Below are 14922 nucleotides of genomic sequence, written 5' to 3'. Positions count from 1 at the left end.
CAGTTAACTGTGGGAGTGAGCTTGCTCGCGAAGAGGCCATCACATTCAACAACGTTGCTGACGGTTCGATCGCTTTCGCGAACAAGCTCGCTCCCACAGGTTGACCCACATTCGCGCGACTACCGCGACTCAGACGCCCAGGTAGTCCAGGATCCCTTCAGCGGCATTGCGTCCTTCGAAGATCGCAGTCACCACCAGATCGGAACCACGAACCATGTCGCCGCCGGCGAAAATCTTCGGGTTGCTGGTCTGGTGCTTGAACTTGCCTTGTTCTGGCGCAACGACGCGGCCCTGGCTGTCGGTGTCGATGCTGAACTGCTCGAACCATGGCGCCGGGCTTGGACGGAAACCGAATGCGATGACCACGGCGTCGGCCGGGATGATCTCTTCGGAACCCGGAATCGGCTCAGGGCTGCGACGACCACGGGCATCAGGTTCGCCCAGACGGGTCTCGACGACCTTGACGCCCTCAACCTTGTCCTCGCCCACAATGGCGATCGGCTGACGGTTGTAGAGGAATTTCACGCCTTCTTCCTTGGCGTTTTTCACTTCCTTGCGCGAGCCCGGCATGTTTTCTTCGTCACGACGATAGGCGCAGGTGACCGACTTGGCACCCTGACGGATCGAAGTGCGGTTGCAGTCCATCGCGGTGTCGCCACCGCCCAGCACGACCACCTTCTTGCCCTTCATGTCGACGAAGTCTTCCGGCGACTTTTCAAAGCCAAGGTTGCGGTTGACGTTGGCGATCAGGAAATCCAGCGCATCGTGTACGCCCGGCAGGTCTTCACCGGGGAAACCGCCCTTCATGTAGGTGTACGTTCCCATGCCCATGAACACGGCATCGTACTCTTCGAGCAGTTGCTCGACCGACACGTCCTTGCCGACTTCGGTGTTGAGACGGAACTCGATACCCATGCCGGTGAAGACTTCGCGGCGGTTGCTCAGCACGCTCTTCTCGAGCTTGAACTCCGGGATACCGAAGGTCAGCAGACCGCCGATTTCCGGGTTCTTGTCGAAGACGACCGGGGTCACGCCACCGCGTACCAGCACGTCGGCACAGCCCAGGCCCGCAGGGCCCGCACCAATAATGGCCACGCGCTTGCCGGTCGGCACGACGCGGGACATGTCCGGACGCCAGCCCATGGCGAACGCGGTGTCGGTGATGTACTTCTCCACCGAACCGATGGTGACAGCGCCGAAGCCGTCGTTGAGGGTGCACGCACCTTCGCACAGACGGTCCTGCGGGCACACGCGGCCGCAGACTTCCGGCAGGGTGTTGGTCTGGTGTGACAACTCGGCCGCCGCGAGGATGTTGCCTTCGGACACCAGCTTGAGCCAGTTCGGAATGAAGTTGTGCACCGGGCACTTCCATTCGCAGTACGGGTTACCGCAACCCAGGCAGCGGTGAGCCTGATCGGCCGATTGCTGGGGTTTGAAGGGCTCGTAGATTTCCACGAACTCTTTCTTGCGTTGACGCAACAGTTTCTTCTTCGGATCTTTGCGCCCGACATCGATGAACTGGAAGTCGTTACTCAGACGTTCAGCCATGGTGTTAAAACTCCTGACTGCAGCCTCAAGCGCCAAGCCTGAAGCTGCAAGAAAATCATGTTCGCAGGCACTCGCGCGCTGCCGTTAGCTTGCGGCTTGAAGCTTGCCGCTGACAGCTGCCCTTATTGCGGATTTGCGCGGGTGCTGGACAACAAGGATTTCAGGTTTGCAGCCTTAGGCTTCACCAGCCAGAAGCGACGCAGGTAGTCATCCAGGTTTTCCCAGAGATTACGGCCCCACTCGCTGTCGGTTTCCGCCACATACTCGGCCAGCACACGCTCCAGGTGGCTGCGATAGGCTTCCATCGCTTCGCCGCTGATGCGCTGGATTTCAACCAGTTCGTGGTTGACCCGGTCAACGAAGGTGTTGTCCTGATCCAGCACGTAGGCGAAACCACCGGTCATGCCCGAACCGAAGTTGTAGCCGGTCTTGCCCAGTACGCAGACGAAGCCGCCCGTCATGTATTCGCAGCAGTGGTCACCCGTGCCTTCCACCACGGTGTGAGCGCCAGAGTTACGCACCGCGAAACGCTCGCCTGCGGTTCCGGCAGCAAAAAGCTTGCCGCCCGTGGCGCCGTACAGACAGGTGTTGCCGATGATGGCGCTGTCCTGGGTTTTGAACGGGCTGCCTTTAGGCGGCACGATCACCAGTTTGCCAGCGGTCATGCCTTTACCGACGTAGTCGTTGGCGTCGCCTTCCAGGTACATGTTCAGACCACCGGCGTTCCACACACCAAAGCTCTGACCCGCCGTACCCTTGAAGCGGAAGGTGACCGGCGCGTCTTTCATGCCCTGGTTACCGTGCAATTTGGCGATTTCGCCGGAAATCCGCGCGCCGATGGAACGGTCGCAGTTGCAGATATCCAGTGCGTATTCGCCGCCGGACTTGGACTCGATGGCCGACTTCGCCATCTCGACCATCTTCTCGGCCAGCAGGCCCTTGTCGAACGGCGGGTTGCGGTCGACCTGGCTGAACTGAGGCTTGTCAGCCGGAATGTGATCGCTGCCCAGCAATGGCGTCAGGTCCAGATGCTGCTGCTTGGCGGTTTCGCCCGGCAGGATGTCCAGCAGGTCGGTACGGCCGATCAGTTCTTCCAGCGAACGCACGCCCAGGCGGGCCAGCCACTCGCGGGTTTCTTCAGCCACGTAGGTGAAGAAGTTGATCACCATGTCGACGGTGCCGATGTAGTGGTCCTTGCGCAGCTTCTCGTTCTGAGTCGCCACGCCGGTGGCGCAGTTGTTCAAGTGGCAGATACGCAGGTATTTGCAGCCCAGCGCGATCATCGGAGCAGTACCAAAGCCGAAGCTCTCGGCACCTAGGATGGCGGCTTTGATAACGTCCAGACCGGTTTTCAGACCGCCGTCGGTCTGCACCCGGACCTTGCCGCGCAGGTCGTTGCCGCGCAGGGTCTGATGGGTTTCGGCCAGACCGATTTCCCACGGCGAGCCCGCGTACTTGATCGACGACAGCGGCGATGCACCGGTACCGCCGTCATAGCCGGAGATGGTGATCAGGTCGGCATAAGCCTTCGCAACACCGGCAGCGATGGTGCCGACGCCCGCTTCTGCCACCAGCTTGACCGAGACCAGCGCCGACGGGTTGACCTGTTTCAGGTCAAAAATCAGCTGCGACAAGTCTTCAATCGAGTAGATGTCGTGGTGCGGCGGCGGCGAAATCAGGGTCACGCCTGGCACTGCGTAACGCAGCTTGGCAATCAGGCCGTTGACCTTGCCGCCTGGCAGCTGACCGCCCTCGCCCGGCTTGGCGCCTTGAGCAACCTTGATCTGCAGCACATCGGCGTTGACCAGATACTCTGGCGTCACACCGAAACGACCGGTTGCGATCTGCTTGATCTTGGAGCTGCGGATGGTGCCGTAGCGCGCCGGGTCTTCACCGCCCTCACCGGAGTTGGAACGCGCGCCCAGACGGTTCATCGCCTCGGCCAGCGCTTCGTGAGCTTCAGGCGACAGCGCACCCAGCGAGATACCCGCCGAGTCGAAACGCTTGAGGATCGCTTCCAGCGGCTCGATGTCGTCAATCGACAACGGCGTATCGAGTTCCTTGACCTTGAACAGGTCGCGGATCATCGACACCGGACGGTTGTCCACCAGCGCGGTGTATTCCTTGAATTTGCTGTAGTCGCCCTGCTGCACGGCCGCTTGCAACGTCGCTACCACGTCAGGGTTGTAGGCGTGGTATTCGCCGCCGTAGACGAACTTCAGCAGGCCGCCTTGCTGGATCGGCTTGCGCGGGCTCCAGGCTTCGCCGGCCAGCGCCTTCTGCTCGTCTTCGATGTCGACGAAACGCGCGCCCTTGATGCGGCTCGGCACGCCACGGAAGCTGAGGTCGCAGACTTCTTCGGACAGACCGATGGCTTCGAACAGCTGCGCACCGCGATACGACGCGATGGTCGAGATGCCCATCTTCGACAGGATCTTGAGCAGGCCCTTGGTGATGCCTTTGCGGTAGTTCTTGAAGACTTCGTACAGATCGCCCAGCACTTCGCCGGTGCGGATCAGGTCGCCCAGTACTTCATAGGCCAGGAACGGATACACCGCTGACGCACCGAAGCCAACCAGTACCGCGAAGTGGTGCGGGTCACGCGCCGTCGCGGTTTCGACCAGAATGTTGCTGTCGCAACGCAGACCTTTTTCGGTCAGGCGGTGGTGCACAGCACCGGTGGCCAGCGACGCGTGAATCGGCAGCTTGCCCGGGGCGATATGACGGTCGCTCAGCACGACCTGGGTACGACCGGAACGCACGGCCTCCTCAGCCTGATCGGCAACGTTACGCACGGCCGCTTCCAGGCCGATGCTCTCGTCGTAGTTCAGGTCGATGATCGCGCGGTCGAATCCTGGGCGATCCAGGTTCATCAGCGAGCGCCATTTGGCCGGAGAAATGACCGGCGAGCTCAGGATCACGCGGGAAGCATGCTCCGGCGACTCCTGGAAGATGTTGCGCTCGGCACCGAGGCAGACTTCCAGCGACATGACGATGGCTTCACGCAGCGGGTCGATCGGCGGGTTGGTCACCTGCGCGAACTGCTGACGGAAATAGTCGTACGGCGTGCGCACACGGCGCGACAGTACAGCCATCGGCGTGTCGTCGCCCATGGAGCCGACCGCTTCCTGACCTTGCTCGCCCAAAGGACGCAGCACCTGGTCGCGCTCTTCGAACGTGACTTGGAACATCTTCATGTACTGCTTGAGCTGATCCGGGTTGTAGAACGCCGAACCGTGATCGTGATCCTCCAGGGTGGCCTGGATGCGCAGTGCGTTCTTGCGCAGCCACTGCTTGTACGGGTGGCGCGACTTCAGACGGCTGTCGATGGCGTCGGTGTCGAGGATCTGACCGGTTTCGGTGTCCACGGCGAAGATCTGGCCCGGGCCCACACGGCCCTTGGCAATGACGTCTTCCGGCGTGTAGTTCCACACGCCGATTTCCGAGGCCAGGGTGATGTAGCCGTTCTTGGTGGTGACCCAGCGCGCCGGACGCAGACCGTTACGGTCGAGCAGGCAGACGGCGTGGCGACCTTCGGTCATCACGATACCGGCCGGGCCGTCCCATGGCTCCATGTGCATGGAGTTGAATTCATAGAACGCCCGCAGATCCGGGTCCATGGTCTCAACGTTCTGCCATGCAGGCGGCACGAGCATGCGCACGCCGCGGAACAGGTCGATGCCGCCCGTCACCATCAGCTCCAGCATGTTGTCCATGCTCGAGGAGTCCGAACCGACACGGTTGACCAATGGACCCAGCTCGTCGAGGTCCATCAGTTCGTTGGTGAACTTGGTGCGACGGGCCTGCGCCCAGTTGCGGTTACCGGTGATGGTGTTGATCTCGCCGTTGTGGGCGAGGAAGCGGAACGGCTGAGCCAGCGGCCATTTCGGCAAGGTGTTGGTCGAGAAGCGCTGGTGGAACACGCAGATTGCGGTTTGCAGGCGCTCGTCGTTGAGGTCTGGATAGAATGCCGTGAGGTCACGCGGCATCATCAGGCCTTTGTAGATGATGGTCTTGTGCGAAAAGCTGCAGATGTAGTGATCGGTGTCAGCGGCGTTGGCCACTGACGAACGGCGACGGGCACAGAACAGTTTGATCGCGAATTCCTGATCGCTCAGGCCTTCGCCACCGATGAATACTTGCTCGATCTTCGGCAGACGCTCCAGCGCCAGACGCCCCAGCACGCTGGTGTCGATCGGCACTTCGCGCCAGCCGATCAGGGTCAGGCCTTCAGCGAGGATTTCGCGATTCATGTTCTCGCGAGCAGCCTGCGCCTTGGCATCGTCCTGGTTGAGGAAAACCATGCCCACGCAATATTGACGCGGCAGCTCGACGCTGAACTGCTCTTTGGCCACAGCGCGCAGGAACATGTCGGGTTTTTGAATCAACAGCCCGCAACCGTCACCGGTCTTGCCGTCGGCGTTGATCCCACCACGGTGGGTCATGCAGGTCAGGGCTTCGATAGCCGTCTGCAACAGGTGATGACTGGGCTCGCCTTGCATATGGGCGATCAGGCCGAAACCACAGTTATCCTTGAATTCTTCTGGATGGTACAGACCTGCTTTCATAGACACATTCTCACCAGGCTGCCTCTTAACGAGACAAATTTCTTTTCAATTCAACCATTTACCGTCCACGCTGAACGTACGCCAGCTTTGCGGGAGCAAAAGGGAGGTCATTGTACACACCGACACAAAACCTCACAAATTTAGCGACGAAACGTCGCAAATTTATGTCGCATTCATGAAAGGCTTTAAAACGATTATCGTGCTAGCCAGAGCTTTGTTGCGAGTCTGAACAAACAGAACCCAAAATTCAATGCGTGTCTGAGACGCAGACACCACAAGGCGCGCTGCTCATTGGCAGCACGCTCATGTGTGATTTTCGGGAGAGCTAATCGAGCGACCTGGATAAGGTCGCTGCGTCATTAGCGAGCTGCGGCGAGTTCCTGTTGGATACTGCCGACAGTGCGAGGCCAAGGTTTACCAGCCTGAACCTTCGCTGGCAAGACCTTGATAGCGGCAAGCGCTGCATTGCGGTCTGCGAAACTGCCGTAGGTCACCACGTACAGAGGCTTGCCCTGCAGGGTTTTCTTGAAATAACGGTACTCGGCGCCATGTTCTTTCACGTAGCTCTGAGCAGTGGCTTCAGAGCTGGTGCCGAGGATCTGCACCACGTAATGAGTCGGCGCCTGACCGGCGTACCAGGTGCCGCCAGCCGAAGCGGGAGCAGCGGCAGCCGGTTTGGCGGCAGGTGCAGGCGCTGGCTTGGCCGTAGCGACCTGAGTCGGCGCCGGTGCCGGTTTCGCAGCAGGTGCCGGGGCTGGAGCGGGTTTGGCGGCCGGTGCTGGACGCGGTGTCGGCACTGGCGTTTGCGCCATCGCTGGAGCAGGACCCGCTGCGGCGCCAGCGGGTGGTGCCGTCGTGGTCACGGTCGGTGGCTGCAACGACTGGTTGGCGGCTGGACCACCGTCCTCGCCATCACCTTCACCGGAGCCCGCTGCTTCGGCCAGAGGGCCGCGCATGACCGGCTGAGAGTTACCGACCAACGGTAGCGGCATCGGCTGCGAGTTACCGGCGAACTCAATGGCCGGCCCTCCGTTGTTCGACTGCTGCGCAGGCGCTTGACCCTGGCCCAGCGGCAGTTGTGCCTGGGAATTGGCCGGTGCTGTCGCGGGCGCATTGTTGCGACCCGGAATCAACCAGGCAGCCAAAACGGCTGCAACAACAACCCCACCCAAAGCCAACACGTGTTTCTTAGGCATTTTGAACCCCATACTTGGACGCTTGACCGCAGAGCGGCTGGCGATCATGGCTTCGATCATCGAATCGCGCGCGACCTGGTTGATCGCACCCGGCCATCCATTGGACTGCTCGTGAATATCGGCAATCTGCTCGGCACTGAACACCTCAATGCCTTGACCAGCGCCATCCAGGCGCTGTGCCAGATACTCACGGGTTTCTTCTTCGGTATACGGTGCAAGCTCGATAACGTGGAAGCGCTCTTCCTCAGTGCCGCTCTCGGCGCACAACTGATCCAGACGATCGATGATCGATGCCTCGCCGAACAGGAAGACATGCGGACGACCTTCCGGAGTGCCCGCCGCCAATCCCAACAACGCTTCGAGTGCGGATTCGCCCAGTTGTTCGGCATCGTCCACGAGGATGTAGACCTCCTGGCCGGTCAGGGCCAGTTGCACGACCTGTGACAGGATGGCTTTCATTTCGGGCTGGGCGACATTCAGCGCCTGAGCCACTTGGCGCAACACGCCAGACGCGTCACCGGCACCACGGGCGGAAACCACCACGCTCTGCACAGACTGCTTGTTCGTGCTCGCAACCAGCGCCTGACGCAGCAAAGTCTTGCCGCTGCCGTGAGGCCCGGTGACCAGCAACAGCAACTGGCTGTAGCGGGCGAGATGGTGCAGCTGCCCCAGCACGGGTTTGCGCTGGGCAGGGAAAAACTTGAAGCCGGGGACCCGCGTGGCAAAGGGGTCATGACTCAATTGGTAATGACCGAGGAAGGCCTCATCGGCGTGCAAACTAGTCATGGATTTTTCATTAACCTCTAAGCTGATCCACCAAGGCGCGGTAGTCCGCGACCAGTGTGGCCTGTAGTACTTCTTTTGGATATTCGTCAGTCACCACTGCCTCGCCCATCCGGCGCAGCAGCACCAGGCGCAGACGACCATCGATCACCTTCTTGTCCACCGCCATGTGCTCGAGGAAATGCTCAGGCGTCATGTCTTCAGGCGGAACCACCGGCAAGCCGGCGCGCTGAAACAGACGGATACCACGGTCTCGTTCCTGTTCGCTGATCCAGCCAAGCCGCGCCGACATCTCCAGCGCCATGACCGTACCCGCAGCAACGGCTTCGCCATGCAGCCAGACCCCGTAACCCATATGGGTTTCGATGGCATGGCCGAACGTATGCCCCAGATTCAAGGTGGCGCGCACGCCCGACTCGCGCTCATCAGCACCCACGACCGCAGCCTTGGCCGCACAGGAGCGCTCGATGGCCGTGGTCAGCGCCACCTGATCCAGACCGCGCAGCTTGTCCACATTCTCTTCGAGCCACGTCAGGAACGGTTCGTCACAAATCAGGCCGTATTTGATGACCTCGGCAAGCCCGGCCGACAGTTCACGTTCAGGCAGGCTGTTCAGCGACGCGGTGTCGATGAGCACAGCGTTGGGCTGATAGAACGCGCCCACCATGTTCTTGCCCAGCGGATGGTTGATCCCGGTCTTGCCGCCGACGGAAGAGTCGACCTGAGACAGCAGTGTCGTCGGCACCTGAATGAAATCGACACCGCGCTGATAACAGGCGGCGGCAAAACCCGCCATGTCACCGATTACACCGCCACCCAGCGCGATCACAGTGGTTCGACGGTCGTGGCGCGCGGTGAGCAGGGCGTCGAAGATAAGCTGAAGGGTTTCCCAGTTCTTGAAGGCTTCGCCGTCCGGGAGGACGATCGGCAGGACGTTGTAACCGGCGAGCGATTGAGTCAGACGCTCCATGTACAACGGCGCGACGGTGGCGTTGGAAACGATCGCCACTTGCTTGCCGGCAATGTAGGGCTTGAGCAGTTCGGGCCGATCCAACAAGCCTTCGCCAATATGAATCGGGTAGCTGCGCTCGCCGAGCTCGACCTTGAGTGTCTGCATGTGTCCCCACACTGTTCTAACAATTGGATGCCTGTTCGACGCTCAGACGTCGATACGGACCACGGCGCAAGGCCATTTGGCGACCCCGCTTTTTATGGTCGCCGAGGATAGCGCATTTCTGCCTGTGCTTTAACGGGGAGGAAGCTCGGCCAACAGCGCAAGGATGTCAAGAACGACCATCCGGGGTGGCCGCTCATCGGTTTCGATGATGACATCGGCGATTTCCCGGTACAGCGGATCGCGAATGGCCAGCAACTCACGCAGCACCCGCGCCGGATCGGCAGTACGCAAAAGAGGCCGGTTGCGATCACGGGACGTCCGCCCCACCTGCTGCTCCACAGAGGCGTGCAGGTAAACCACGCGCCCGCCCGCATACAGCGCACGACGGTTCTCTTCACGCATGACGGCGCCGCCGCCGGTCGCCAGCACAACACCATCGAGGGCGCAGAGCTCGGCAATCATGGCTTGTTCGCGATCACGAAAGCCCGCTTCACCTTCCTTGTCGAAGATCCACGGGATATTGGCGCCCGTTCGCAGTTCGATTTCCTTGTCGGAATCCTTGAACGGCAGTCGAAGCTCTTTGGCCAGCAGACGACCGATGGTGCTCTTGCCAGCCCCCATCGGTCCCACAAGTATTAAATTTCGCACAGAATCAACGACTCACAGCAATCGCCTGGTTATTCATGATACGCGGAGTGAGGAACACCAACAGCTCGGATTTTTTCTCCGAAACCACATCCCGCCGGAAAAGGCGGCCAACATACGGCACATCGCCCAAAAATGGCACCTTGTCGACGACTTTACTCTGCGTATTGGAGAACACACCACCAATTACAATGGTTTCGCCATCCGCAACCAGGACCTTGGCATTGACCTCGTTCTTCTTGATCGGCGGCACGCCGAGCACCGTGTTCACGTAGTCAGGCTCATCCTTGGTGACTTTCACCTCCATGATGATGCGGTTGTCCGGGGTGATCTGCGGCGTCACTTCCAGCGACAGCGAAGCCTCTTTGAACGACACCGACGTCGCGCCGCTTGAGCTGGCTTCCTGATACGGCACTTCCGTACCTTTCAGGATCTTCGCGGTTTCCTTGTCCGAGGTCACGACTTTGGGCTGCGACACCACCTCACCGTTGCCGGTTTTTTCCATGGCCGACAGCTCGAGATCCAGAATCGTGTTGTTGGTCAGAAAGCCCAGACCAATCGACGATGTCGGATCGGCCACGCCCATGTCGACATACGGACCGTTGGTGTTACCCACGCCAGTCACCGTGCCATTACCACCGGTGGTGAAGTTGCCGTGAGTGCTCGAACCACCCCAACGCACGCCCAGCGCCTTGTCGTAATCGACGTTGGCTTCGACGATACGTGCTTCGATCATCACCTGACGAACCGGAATGTCCAGCTGGGAAACGATACGGCGCAGCTCGTCCAGGCGATCCTGGGTCTGATAGGCAATGATGTTGTTGGTGCGTTCATCGACCGTGATCGAACCCCGTTCGTCTGTCTTGGAATCGCCGCTGGTCACGGACTGGAACAGCTTGGCAATGTCGGCAGCCTTGGCGTAGTTCACCTGCAACAGTTCACGACGCAGGGGCGCCAGCTCGGAGATCTGCTTCAGCGACTCCAGTTCCTGACGCTCGCGGGCAGCGATTTCATCCGCCGGCGCCACCAGCAACACGTTGCCGACCTTGCGCTTGTCCAGGCCTTTGGTCTTGAGCACCAGGTCCAGCGCCTGATCCCACGGCACGTTCTGCAGGCGCAAGGTAATGCCACCCTGAACGGTGTCACTGGCGACCAGGTTCAGGTTGGTGAAATCAGCGATCAGCTGCAGCACCGAGCGAACATCGATGTCCTGGAAATTCAGAGACAGCTTCTCACCGGTGTACACAAGCTTTTCGGCATTACGACGCTGCACGTCCTCGTTGGTGAGCGGACGTACGCTGATGGTCAGCTTGTTGTCAGTCTGGTACGCCGAATAGTCGAACGCGCCGGAAGGCTCGATGGAGATACTGGTATTGTCGCCCGTGACACTGGAGTTGACGAACTGAACCGGGGTGGCGAAGTCCTTCACATCCAACCGTACGCGCAACGGATCAGGCAGCTGGGTCTTGGCGAAGTCGACACGGATCTTGCCGCCCTGCTCCTGAATGTCCGGCGCGATGCCCGCGTCGCTCAGCTCGATGACGACGTTACCCTCGCCCAGCTCACCGCGCTGAAAATCGACATTTTTCACCGAGCGCGGGCCCGGCGCGTACGAGCGCGGCGCAGGTTTGGGCTGGGCCGCCTGAGTCGGCACGGGTGGCACGCCAACCCGCGGAGCGCCCAGAGCCGTGCTCGGCTGCGAACCTTGTGCGGCAGCAGCACCCTGACCGACCACCACAAACAAGTTGTTCCCTTCGACCCGCGAGCTGTAAGGCGCCAGAGTGGTGAGGTTGATGATCACGCGCGTGCGATCCTTGGCCTCGACCACCACGACACTGTGCGCATTACCTGAACCCAGGTCGCGACTCTTGATCGCCAACTGACTGGTCACGCCGGGCAGGTCCAGCGCGATACGCGCCGGTTGCTCCGTGGTGTAACCGCGCGGCGCGGCGACCGGACCGTCGAAGGACAGTTTCAACTCGACCCGATCCCCCGGCAATGCAGCGACATCCAGCGTCTTGAGGTTGGCCGCCTGGAGAATCGGTGAAAGCATCGCCATCCATAGCGACACGCCGATCATTGAAAGAATCCTAGTCATGTTTACATTCCACCACTGTGCAGATCCGAAGGTGTTTCGCTTGCTTGTCGTCTTCATGAGCGTTCTTTCAGGGAAATGCTTCGCGGCCGCTCCAGCCACGCCCCCTCTCCATCAGGCACGATTTCTATCACCTGCACCGCCGACTCGGTGATGCCGACGATCCGCCCGTCGTTGCGCCCCAGGTAGTCACCTACCTTGACCCGATGCACACCGCCAGCGCCGCGCAGCAAAGCGAACATACCGGTTTCATTGCTCAATGTGCCGACCATTTCGAAACCATCGATGTTGAAGCCTTCCAGGAACTGCTTGACCCGCGTCGGATCCGGCTGAACCAGGCGCGAGCCTTTCTGCCGGTTCACCAGATCGACCTTGATCGGCGGCTGGAACGGACTGCGCAGACTCGCCGCCGCATACGTGAAGGCCTCGTACGGACGAAACTTGGGCATCGGCTCGATGTTGCCGACCGGACGGGCACGCACCTCGGCCATGAACTGCTTCAGATCATCGAAATCGCCAGAACCGTCACAACCCGCCAACGCCATCAAGGTGACGCCAATGCACAACCAATGCACGGTCCTCATTTCGCGGGTCCCTTGTTGTCAGTGCTCTGAAGCCCCTTGTCGTTGTAGCGATAGGTCTTGGCGAGAATGCTCATACGCAGTTTCCCGGGAGACTTGGCGTCCACCGGCTTGATCTCGAAATCGTGCAGGGTAACGATGCGCGGCAGGCTCGCCACACCACTGACGAACGTCGCCAGATCGTGGTAAGCGCCCGTCACGGTGATCTGGATCGGCAATTCGATATAGAACTGCTGAGCCGCCTCAGGCAGCAGCTTGATCTCTTCGAACTCCAGACCGCTTCCAAGCCCTGTGCGGGTGATGTCTTCGAGCAAACCCGGCACTTCAGTGTCGCTGGGCAGTTGCCGTAACAAGGCGCCGAAGGTGTTTTCCATCTCCACCATCTGGGTTTTGTAAGCCGTCAGGTTCGCCGCTTGAAAGGCCTTGCTGGAGAACTGCTCCTTCAACGTGACTTCATCGGTACGCGCCTGATCCAGTTGGGCCTGCATGTCCTGGATGTAGAAAAAGTAACCACCGGCCAGCACCAGCACCAAAAGCAAGGCGCCAGCGATGGTCTTCAGCGCCGCGGGCCAGGAACCGACGTTATTGAAATCCAGGTCGTTAACGTCGACCTTGCGCAGGCTGTCCAGCCATTCATTCACATTCATGGCTTGACTCCTTCGACAGCCGGCTGGGTCTGACGCACGGTCAACTGGAAGGTGTTGGACTGATCGACCGCCCCTGCGGTATTGGCCTTGACCTCGGTCAGACTGGGCGCCTCCAGCCAATCGGACGCGTCCAGATTGCGCAACAGGTCCGATACGCGATTGTTCGATTCTGCAGCACCGGAGATGCTGATCAGCTTGTCGGTCATCTTCACCTGGTTGAAATACACGCCGTCCGGGAGTGTACGAGCCAGTTGATCGAAGATACGGCCAATGATCGGCCGATTGCCCTGCAGGTCCTGAATGATCTTCATCCGCTCTAGCAGTTGCTTGCGCCGCGCCTTCAGCTCACCGATCTCTTTGATGCGCGCATCGAGCTGAACGATTTCGGTCTTGATGAACTGGTTGCGAGCATTCTGATGACTGATCGCGCTGCTCAAATATTGATCAGCCAGCAAAATGGCGCCGATACCGGCCACCAATACGCCGACAAGTGCTATCAGGAAGCGTTTTTTGCGCTCTTCGCGCAGCTGTTCACGCCATGGGAGTAAGTTGATCCGTGCCATTAGTCGAAGCTCCTCAAAGCCAGACCGCACGCGATCATCAATGCCGGCGCATCGCTGGCCAGCGCACCGGCGTTGACCTTGGCGCTCAACGCCATGTCGGCAAACGGGTTAGCCACCATGGTTGGCGTGCCCAGGCGCTCCTGGATCAAGCGATCAAGACCTGCAATGGACGCCGTCCCGCCCGCCAGCATGATGTAGTCGACACGGTTGTACTGGCCGGCCGCGAAGAAGAATTGCAGCGAACGGGAAACCTGCTGAACCACGGCATCTTTGAAGGGTTGCAGGACCTCGCGCACATAGTCATCCGGCAGCCCGCCCTGCTTCTTCGCAAGCCCCGCTTCGCCCACCGACAAGCCATAGCGACGCTGGATTTCTTCGGTCAACTGACGCCCGCCGAACAGCTGTTCGCGGGTATAGATGATGCGGCCATTGTGCAGCACGCTGAGGGTGGTCATGGTCGCGCCGATGTCGATGACGGCCACCGTCAATTGTTCGTGATCCTGCCCGAGCTGAGCCGAGAGCAGGCCAAAGGAGCGTTCCAGCGCATAGGCTTCGACATCGACCACGCGTGCCGTTAGACCGGCCAGCGCCAGCGCCGCTTCGCGGACTTCGACGTTTTCCTTGCGGCAAGCGGCAAGCAGGACTTCAACGCGCTCTGGGTTACGCGCGGAGTACCCCTGCACCTCGAAGTCGATGGCGACTTCTTCAAGCGGATAGGGAATGTACTGGTCGGCCTCGATCTTGAGCTGGTTTTCCATCTCGTCGTCGGAAAGACCGGCGTCCATCTCGATGGTCTTTGTAATGACTGCCGAACCCGCGACGGCGACCGCCGCGATTTTGACGTTACTCTTGGCCTTGACCAGCACGCGCGTCAACGCATTGCCGACGCCTTCAAGCTCGGCAATGTTCTTTTCGACCACCGCGTTGGCGGGGAGGGGTTCTACCGCGTAAGACTCGACCTTGTAGCGGGTACCGGAACGACTCAATTCAAGGAGTTTTACCGAGGTGGAGCTAATATCGATCCCTAGAAGGGTATTGGCCTTCTTACTGAAGAGTTCGAACACAACCGATTCCCTATGCGTTTCCGTTACTTACGGATATTTTTTGTCCAACGCCACTGTCGGCAGCCTTGACAGTAGCGCAAATAACGCTCGGCGACGAAAAATGCTTATAATGCCC

At 60.0% G+C, this 14922-nt stretch carries 10 protein-coding genes; all 10 read right to left on the bottom strand.

Annotated elements, in window-relative coordinates:
- Positions 1-129: 129 nt before the first annotated feature.
- The 10 genes from ABDX87_RS16045 to ABDX87_RS16000 all read right to left on the bottom strand — a co-directional run bounded on the left by ABDX87_RS16045 (position 130) and on the right by ABDX87_RS16000 (position 14807).
- Complete coding sequence (locus ABDX87_RS16045) at positions 130-1548, bottom strand: FAD-dependent oxidoreductase (RefSeq protein ID WP_346828768.1); 1419 nt, start codon at positions 1546-1548, stop codon at positions 130-132.
- A gap of 122 nt (positions 1549-1670) precedes the next feature.
- A complete protein-coding gene (gene gltB / locus ABDX87_RS16040; protein ID WP_346828767.1) occupies positions 1671-6116 on the bottom strand; it encodes a glutamate synthase large subunit in 4446 nt (1481 codons plus the stop codon).
- Between the two features lie 359 nt (positions 6117-6475).
- Entirely contained in the window at positions 6476-8098 is a 1623-nt protein-coding gene (locus ABDX87_RS16035) for an SPOR domain-containing protein (protein ID WP_346828766.1), read from the bottom strand.
- Between the two features lie 10 nt (positions 8099-8108).
- Entirely contained in the window at positions 8109-9212 is a 1104-nt protein-coding gene (aroB, locus tag ABDX87_RS16030; RefSeq protein ID WP_346828765.1) for a 3-dehydroquinate synthase, read from the bottom strand.
- Between the two features lie 129 nt (positions 9213-9341).
- Entirely contained in the window at positions 9342-9860 is a 519-nt protein-coding gene (gene aroK, locus ABDX87_RS16025) for a shikimate kinase AroK (protein WP_346828764.1), read from the bottom strand.
- Positions 9861-9864: 4 nt separating this feature from the next.
- Positions 9865-11955, bottom strand: coding sequence for a type IV pilus secretin PilQ (gene pilQ, locus ABDX87_RS16020; RefSeq protein ID WP_346828763.1), 2091 nt, complete (start codon positions 11953-11955; stop codon positions 9865-9867).
- 53 nt (positions 11956-12008) lie between these two features.
- Positions 12009-12536: a type 4a pilus biogenesis lipoprotein PilP gene (gene pilP, locus ABDX87_RS16015; RefSeq protein WP_346828762.1), complete on the bottom strand. Its 528-nt coding sequence runs from the start codon at positions 12534-12536 to the stop codon at positions 12009-12011.
- Positions 12533-13180: a type 4a pilus biogenesis protein PilO gene (pilO, locus tag ABDX87_RS16010; RefSeq protein WP_346828761.1), complete on the bottom strand. Its 648-nt coding sequence runs from the start codon at positions 13178-13180 to the stop codon at positions 12533-12535. The genes pilP and pilO overlap by 4 nt, the downstream gene beginning before the upstream one ends.
- Positions 13177-13743: a PilN domain-containing protein gene (locus tag ABDX87_RS16005; RefSeq protein ID WP_346828760.1), complete on the bottom strand. Its 567-nt coding sequence runs from the start codon at positions 13741-13743 to the stop codon at positions 13177-13179. The genes pilO and ABDX87_RS16005 overlap by 4 nt, the downstream gene beginning before the upstream one ends.
- Positions 13743-14807 carry a pilus assembly protein PilM gene (locus ABDX87_RS16000; protein WP_074751550.1) on the bottom strand — a complete coding sequence of 355 codons (1065 nt, stop codon included), beginning with the start codon at positions 14805-14807 and terminating at the stop codon, positions 13743-13745. The genes ABDX87_RS16005 and ABDX87_RS16000 overlap by 1 nt, the downstream gene beginning before the upstream one ends.
- Positions 14808-14922: the final 115 nt, after the last annotated feature.

The sequence above is a fragment of the Pseudomonas abietaniphila genome, assembly GCF_039697315.1.
GTDB lineage: Bacteria > Pseudomonadota > Gammaproteobacteria > Pseudomonadales > Pseudomonadaceae > Aquipseudomonas > Aquipseudomonas abietaniphila_B.
The sequence above is the reverse complement of the archived record's forward strand: the minus strand, read 5'-3'. Positions and strand labels throughout refer to the sequence as shown.

Bases quoted from the DNA above. Each gene is read 5' to 3' on its own strand.
- ABDX87_RS16005 (WP_346828760.1), bottom strand. From the start codon at position 13,743: ATGGCACGGATCAACTTACTCCCATGGCGTGAACAGCTGCGCGAAGAG.
- gltB (WP_346828767.1), bottom strand. From the start codon at position 6,116: ATGAAAGCAGGTCTGTACCATCCAGAAGAATTCAAGGATAACTGTGGT.
- ABDX87_RS16045 (WP_346828768.1), bottom strand. From the start codon at position 1,548: ATGGCTGAACGTCTGAGTAACGACTTCCAGTTCATCGATGTCGGGCGC.
- pilO (WP_346828761.1), bottom strand. From the start codon at position 13,180: ATGAATGTGAATGAATGGCTGGACAGCCTGCGCAAGGTCGACGTTAAC.
- ABDX87_RS16035 (WP_346828766.1), bottom strand. From the start codon at position 8,098: ATGACTAGTTTGCACGCCGATGAGGCCTTCCTCGGTCATTACCAATTG.
- pilQ (WP_346828763.1), bottom strand. From the start codon at position 11,955: ATGACTAGGATTCTTTCAATGATCGGCGTGTCGCTATGGATGGCGATG.
- pilP (WP_346828762.1), bottom strand. From the start codon at position 12,536: ATGAGGACCGTGCATTGGTTGTGCATTGGCGTCACCTTGATGGCGTTG.
- aroB (WP_346828765.1), bottom strand. From the start codon at position 9,212: ATGCAGACACTCAAGGTCGAGCTCGGCGAGCGCAGCTACCCGATTCAT.